Below are 6,147 nucleotides of genomic sequence, written 5' to 3' on the forward strand. Positions count from 1 at the left end.
CCGGGGGAGTGTCACCTCTACTTTGCACAGGGGTGTCATTTGTATATTGCTGTTACACTGACGGCCCAAAACGGCGCGCTCAGGCCGGGTCGTGCTTGACGCTGTCGCCGTATAGCAGCACCTGAACCTTTTCCAGCGTCACAAGTCCGCCCGACATCATGGCGTCGAGCGTCGGCAGGAACGCCTTGATCTTCTCCTCTGTGTCGACGATCTCGATCACGAGGGGAAGATGCTCTGCGACATCGAGGATCTTTGTCGAATGCAGCCGGGTCGAGTGGCCGTAACCCAACGGCCCGCGCAAAACCGTCGCGCCGGCAAGGTGCGCGGCGCGGGCCTCGAACACGAACGCCTCGTAGAGCGGGCGGCGACGGTCTCGCGATTTGTCGTCCTCGCCGATGAAGACGCGCAAGAGCATGGCGTCGCGCGGAAGCGTCATGGTTTCATCCTCCCGTCAGTGGGTTCAGCGCGGAGGCCGCAGCATGGCCCGCCCAGACCGACATGAGACATAGCAGGAGGATAGACCGATATTCGCTCCAGCGAGCGACATCTCGCCCCCGCGCACTGCGAAGACGCGCTCAATGAGCCAGCCAAGTCCGGCCGCTCAATGAAGCCGCATCAGCCCCCGCGCGCAAGCAGCGCCGCCGCGATCGCCGCCCATTCGTCGTCGAGCGAGGTCTGGCAGACGGGCCTGCCGGCGCGGCGGTACCAGTACGCGGCGTTGCCCGGGTCGCCTTCCTTGCGATGCAGACCGGGTCGCCTTCCTTGCGATGCAGATAGGCGTGGACCCAGTCCGCCGTCGCCGCCCTCATCCGCCTGCGCCGCGTCATGCGCGCCGTCCCAATCGCCGCGCGCGTCCAGCCAAAGCGCCTTGAGCCCAAGGCTCAATGCAGGCGGCGGCTGGGGAGCGGCGAGCGAGGCCCGGAAGGCGGCAAGATCCATGCGGCTCTCCTATCTCGTCTCGCTCCAAGCCAGCCTGAGCGCGAAGGCGCTCATCAGCGCGGCGAAGCCGTAGTCGAACAGGCGGAGCGCGCGCGGGTTGGCCTTGGCGGCGGCGACAAAGCGGCCAGCGACGAGAATGACGACCGCGTTGACGATTGTCGTGATGACGATAAAGCCGAAGCCGAGGACGAACAGCTTTGCGCCGGCGTGCGGGTCGCCCGCGTCGATGAACTGCGGCAAAAAGGTCACGAAGAACAGCACGATCTTCGGATTGGTGAGATTGATCAAAAGGCCGTTCAGGAAGGCGCCGCGCAAACCTCCTCCGCTGTTGCCGGCCTTAAGCTTCAGCCCGGTCCCATGCCGAAGCGCGCCATAGGCGAGCCACAGCAGGTAAAGCGCGCCGACGATCTTGACCGCCTGATAGGCGGTCGCCGATGCGGCGAGCAGCGCTGAGAGGCCGAGGGCGGCGGCGAAGGTGTGGACGACGAGCCCCGCATTGGCGCCCGCCTGGGCTACAAACCCCTGCCACCTGCCCCCGGCGAGCGTGCGCGACAAGAACAGCGCCATGTCGGCGCCGGGCGTCGCGGCGAGCAACACGCAGGCCAAGACGTATCCCGCCGCGAGCGAGGGGCTGGGGAAGAATGGAAACATCGCGCCAGGCAGGGTGGCGCCGAACGCGGCCGGGGTCAAAGCCGCATGCTCGTCGGAGGGGCGGCGCCTCGCCGCCCCATTGGGCGTCCGGAAGGACGCCCGTCTTTCGACGGGCTATCGGCGCGCGAGGCGCGCGCGCTCCGCTCCGCTTGATACGGCCGCGCGCGGCTTTGCTATAAGAGGCGCGATGGCCAGAATCAAAATCGTCCACACGACGGAATATCGCTACTGCAATCCCGTCGGCCTCACGCGCCACCGCCTGATGTTGCGGCCGGACGACAGCCATGACCTGAGGATCCACGAGGCCGTTCTCGAGGTCGATCCGAAGCCGTCGCTGATCCATTGGACGCATGACGCCTATGACAATTCGGTGTGCTACCTCGAATGGCCGGAGCACTTGCGCGCCGAACGACTGAAAATAGTTTCGACCCTCGACCTGACGCATCACCCCGACGGGCCCCCTGCCCCGGTCTACAGCCTCGACCCAAGCGCCGAGGCTTTTCCCTTTTCCTACGACCTCGAGGACCTTCCCGACGTCGCCCGGCTTGCCGAGCGACAATTGCCGGACCCCGGCCGGACGGTGCACGCCTGGGCGCGCCGCTTCGTCGCCGACGTGCGCAATGCGCGCACGCTCGCGGTCCTGGAGGCGATGACCCACGCGATCAAGGCCGATTTCCGCTACGCCGCGCGGCACGAGGAGGGCACGCAGACAGCGGCCCAGACGCTCGCGCTCGGCACGGGGACCTGCCGCGACCTTGCGGTGCTGATGATGGAGGCCTTGCGGAGTTTCGGCGTCGCGACGCGCTTCGTCACCGGCTACCTGTACGACGACCTCTCCGGCGCCACGCGCGGCGGCGGCAGCACCCACGCGTGGTGCGGCGTCTATCTGCCAGGCGCGGGCTGGGTCGAATATGATCCGACCAACGGGCTGACCGCCGGCGCCAACCTCATCCGCGTCGGCATGACGCGGACCGCCGCACAGGCGATCCCGGTCGCGGGCGGCTATGTCGGCGCCGCAGACGACGCCGACGGCCTCTACGTCGACGTGACGGTCACGGGAGCGCCCGCGTAGCGGGCAAATCCAACGCCTGGCGATCGAGCGGAAGCGTCGCGAATGATCGGATGAACGGTCATTCGAAGTCGGCGCGCTGGGCGACCGCAGTGCGCAAAAAAGGGGCGTTCGCCGAAGGCTTGGCGGGCGCGTCAAATCGACCCTGAGCGGACGGTCGTGGAACGGCAGGACAGGAAGTCGCCAAGACGCCAACGCGTCACACGTTTTTGCTTCCGGATTCCCGTTCGCGCTCAGACGTAGTCGGCCTTGCGGGAGACATGGGCGGACTCGGATCGGATCTCCTTGATTGCGTCGATCACCGATTGGGGTCCGCTGGTCGAGCCATCACTTCGGCCAGTTCATCGACCCGATTGTCAAGGTGCGGGATATCCTGGTGAAGCTCCTCAAGCGGGGCGACCACCTTGGCGATTTCTCGCGCACTCAAGATAGACGGCTCCAAATTGAGCAGCTCGCGGCACTAGGTAAGGCAATGCCCCTCGCCGACCACGCGACCACTTGAAAACCCCTGGGGCTATGATCGCCGCACGCCAATTGGAGGTAGAGCGTATTCCTTAGCCGCTCACCAACGGTAACTATAGTGATGATGGCCGTCGTGACGATAGTGACGATAGTGGTAATGGTGATAGTGGTAATGGTGATAATGGTGATAATGGTGATAATGGTGATAATGGTAGTGATGGTAGTGATGGTAGTGATGGTAGTGATGGTAGTGGTAGTGATGATAGCCATATTCACGATAATAGACATTCTCAACGTGGAACGCGGCTGCATTTTGCTCAAGCGGTGGCGCAGAGAGCGTAAACGCGGGAGCGGAAACCATAGTCGTGGCAAACATGCCCGCACCGGCCACCGCAGCCAAGGTTGCCCTTGTCAAAAAACGCGCCAGCATTTTATCCTCCTTCGGCGCCATCATCTTGTCGAAAGTCGCCGATGCAGCGTCGCGATCAATGGTCGGCAAATTTTATCTCTATGTTCGAGCGTGGCGTCGATTCAGAACCAACGTCCCTGCCCAAGGCATAGGCCGATACGCCATCGCACGCACGCCGGATCGGGAACCGATGACGCGATTTCGAACCGACATTTGCGATCGTCGTGGCCGCGCCATGAACCGACGCTCAACTACTTCTTCGCAGCGTCGCGCACCGCGTCTTTCAGGCCGCCGATGGCATTTTGCACTTTGCCTTCGGCCTTATCGGCTTTGCCCTCGGCCTCCAGCTTGGCGTCGCCCACCACCTTGCCAATCGTCTCCTTTACCGCACCCTTGACCTGTTTCGCCGATCCCTCGACACGATCTTTGTCCACGACTTTCTCCTACAAGTCCGACGACGTCGACTGAACGTTGTTCAATCCACGTTCTCCAAATTCAAGGATAGCGCTATCACTGGCGGCGCTCATTGATTCAAATCAATTGATGTCCACCCGACGGTTCCTGGAAGGCGGCTTTGCTTCGGGCAACATAGGGTTGCTCTTCCGGATTTTGAGCGAAATCTCACTCGGCTTGAGGTGCAATCCATCTGGGCGAATTGTCAGCAGCTTTCCAGATCGAAAGAGGTTCGGGGAATTTCAGTTGATTCAAATCAACGAGAACCGCTGGTCCGCGTGGTAAGAGATAAATGAAGGGGTCAATGATGGACTGGAATCGGCAGGGACAGGTGAAATAGAAATGGGAGCTAACGACGACGAATTCAATAAGATGAATGGTCGTGGTGAGGTGGATCTGCGATATGTCAATGTCTTTCCGAAGTTTAACCTTAACCGGCTTGGCCGCGCTAAGCCTTGCCGCCCGCTCGACAACCGGTGAAAGGGTAAGCGGGGTCGGAGTCGGCGCGGTCTCGGGCGGCGCTGGTGGAGGGCCTGCGGGCGCGGTGGTCGGCGGCATTGTGGGCGGGGTGACGGGTCCTGCCGTCGCAACGAGCATGGACGTCCCGCATCGCCAATACTATCACCATTACCACCACTATCGTCATTATCAATGATCGCCGCGGCGCGGCATTGCGCGGCTTTTTTCGAGTTACTCTGGCCGCAGGAGTGGGTCATGTCTCCATTAGGAATCATCCTGGTCGTCCTGTTGATCCTGCTACTCTTTGGCGGACTCGGAGGCGGCAGCGTCGTCCCCTATTGGGAATAGGGCTACGGTTTTGGCCACGGCGGAATAGGCCTGCTTGGCATCATCCTGATTGTCCTCATTGTCCTGTTGCTCATGGGCCGCCTATAGGCTCACGGGCGGGCATCGCGCACGCGGCATTCGTCCATTATGATGACGATGGATGTTTGCGCCAGGTGTTGCGCGCCCACGGCGGTTATCATGGCGGCTACCACGGCGGCGCGCATCACGGCGGTCACTGGCGACGTTAGGCCGGTGGCCGCGCGCTTAGGAAGCAAGGCCATGGACACGAATACACGATTGGCCATCCTCGCCATGATATCCTTGTTCGGCGGGGGGGGGTATGGACGTTGGTTCTGAGCCGGCGCTGCTCGCAACTGGCAGCGACGAGATTTCACGAACATGAGGCGCGCCCCGACGTTGCTGATTTTCGTCAAGCAGCGCCTGCGGCGTCGTGGAGGCAGAAATGAACGAAACCGCAAAAAACGCCGCGCAAAGCGAAGCCGACGACAAAGCCTACGCTCGTCTCGAGAAGGATTTGACGGCCGTGAAGAACGATATCGCCGATCTCTCCCAACAGATTTCTGACGCGGTGACCGCCCTCGGTGTAATCGCGCAAAGTCAGGCGCGGCGTGGACTGAGAAACGCGCGCGCCAACGTTGATTCCCTGATGTCGGACGCCTCCGATCGAGCCGGCGCCGTCGCGAACGCCGCGCAGGACGCCGCGTCTTCGGTCGGCGACACGCTGGCGGACGTGATCGACGAGCGGCCGGTCGCTACACTGGCTTTCGCGTTGGGGCTCGGCTTTCTGATCGGCGTGACCTGGCGCCGGTAGTTGCTTGCGCAACTTATCATGTTCGAACGGATCTCCGATCGCTGGAAGAAGGACGCCAGCGGCGCTCTGCGGCTCGGCGCGATCGCGGCAGCGTCGATCGTCACAGCGACGGTGACGTTGAGTTTCCTTTGCGCCGCAGCTTTTGTCGTCGCGCTGGACCGATACGGCCTTGTCGACGCCTGTTTCGCGGGGGCCGGCGTATTCCTCCTGGCGACCATGGCGCTGCTCGGGGCATACGCGATTCATGTCGCCCGCCGCCGCCGGGATGCGCAAGCGCGCGCAGCTTTGGAGCCGCCGCCATTGTCGGCGCTCGCTGATCCGCGGGTCATTCTGGCCGGGCTTCAGATTGTCCAGGCGATCGGCTTCAAGCGGCTCCTCCCAATCTTGGCGATCGGCGGCGCTGCGTTCGTCCTCGCTAGCAGGCCGGCGTCGGAGGGAAGACGCCGCGGCGCGAGGGCATTGTCAAGGCAAATAAGTATAGGCGATTTTCGGCGTCGAATCCGGCGGAGCGCGCTGTTAATTCGTGAGCAAAAACAGTGGAGCTCC

General features: G+C 62.7%; 10 protein-coding genes and 1 pseudogene. 4 read left to right on the plus strand and 7 right to left on the minus strand.

The window, feature by feature from the left end:
* Nucleotides 1-79 precede the first annotated feature (79 nt).
* The 3 genes from ACLP25_RS04660 to ACLP25_RS04670 all read right to left on the minus strand — a co-directional run bounded on the left by ACLP25_RS04660 (nucleotide 80) and on the right by ACLP25_RS04670 (nucleotide 1,629).
* Nucleotides 80-436, minus strand: a complete 357-nt coding sequence (locus ACLP25_RS04660; RefSeq protein ID WP_442468060.1) for a DUF190 domain-containing protein — start codon at nucleotides 434-436, stop codon at nucleotides 80-82.
* A 179-nt stretch (nucleotides 437-615) separates the two neighbouring features.
* Nucleotides 616-939 carry a hypothetical protein gene (locus tag ACLP25_RS04665; protein ID WP_442468061.1) on the minus strand — a complete coding sequence of 108 codons (324 nt, stop codon included), beginning with the start codon at nucleotides 937-939 and terminating at the stop codon, nucleotides 616-618.
* Between the two features lie 9 nt (nucleotides 940-948).
* Entirely contained in the window at nucleotides 949-1,629 is a 681-nt protein-coding gene (locus ACLP25_RS04670) for a LysE family translocator (protein ID WP_442468062.1), read from the minus strand.
* A gap of 148 nt (nucleotides 1,630-1,777) precedes the next feature.
* Here ACLP25_RS04670 and ACLP25_RS04675 point away from each other — a divergent pair, with 148 nt between their 5' ends.
* Entirely contained in the window at nucleotides 1,778-2,662 is an 885-nt protein-coding gene (locus ACLP25_RS04675; protein WP_442468063.1) for a transglutaminase family protein, read from the plus strand.
* Between the two features lie 295 nt (nucleotides 2,663-2,957).
* Here the strand turns inward: ACLP25_RS04675 and ACLP25_RS04680 are convergent, their stop codons facing one another.
* The 3 genes from ACLP25_RS04680 to ACLP25_RS04690 all read right to left on the minus strand — a co-directional run bounded on the left by ACLP25_RS04680 (nucleotide 2,958) and on the right by ACLP25_RS04690 (nucleotide 3,964).
* Nucleotides 2,958-3,086 (minus strand): hypothetical protein, encoded by a 129-nt coding sequence (locus ACLP25_RS04680; protein WP_442468064.1) that lies wholly within the window; start codon nucleotides 3,084-3,086, stop codon nucleotides 2,958-2,960.
* Between the two features lie 135 nt (nucleotides 3,087-3,221).
* Nucleotides 3,222-3,620, minus strand: a complete 399-nt coding sequence (locus ACLP25_RS04685) for a hypothetical protein (RefSeq protein WP_442468065.1) — start codon at nucleotides 3,618-3,620, stop codon at nucleotides 3,222-3,224.
* Between the two features lie 161 nt (nucleotides 3,621-3,781).
* Nucleotides 3,782-3,964, minus strand: coding sequence for a CsbD family protein (locus tag ACLP25_RS04690; protein WP_442468066.1), 183 nt, complete (start codon nucleotides 3,962-3,964; stop codon nucleotides 3,782-3,784).
* 844 nt (nucleotides 3,965-4,808) lie between these two features.
* Between ACLP25_RS04690 and ACLP25_RS04695 the strand changes: the two are divergent.
* Nucleotides 4,809-4,877 (plus strand): annotated as a pseudogene (locus ACLP25_RS04695) (DUF3309 family protein); the annotation flags it as partial.
* A gap of 2 nt (nucleotides 4,878-4,879) precedes the next feature.
* On the opposite strand, the gene ACLP25_RS04700 reads toward ACLP25_RS04695, so the two are convergent.
* Nucleotides 4,880-5,074, minus strand: coding sequence for a hypothetical protein (locus ACLP25_RS04700; protein WP_442468067.1), 195 nt, complete (start codon nucleotides 5,072-5,074; stop codon nucleotides 4,880-4,882).
* Nucleotides 5,075-5,232: 158 nt separating this feature from the next.
* Here ACLP25_RS04700 and ACLP25_RS04705 point away from each other — a divergent pair, with 158 nt between their 5' ends.
* Together ACLP25_RS04705 and ACLP25_RS04710 are read left to right on the plus strand one after the other, a co-directional pair.
* Entirely contained in the window at nucleotides 5,233-5,601 is a 369-nt protein-coding gene (locus ACLP25_RS04705; protein ID WP_442468068.1) for a DUF883 family protein, read from the plus strand.
* Nucleotides 5,602-6,147: hypothetical protein (locus tag ACLP25_RS04710; RefSeq protein ID WP_442468069.1), on the plus strand; the 546-nt coding region annotated here is incomplete at its 3' end.

Origin of the sequence: Roseiarcus sp., from assembly GCF_052145395.1 — a bacterium.
Taxonomy (GTDB): Bacteria; Pseudomonadota; Alphaproteobacteria; order Rhizobiales; family Beijerinckiaceae; genus Roseiarcus.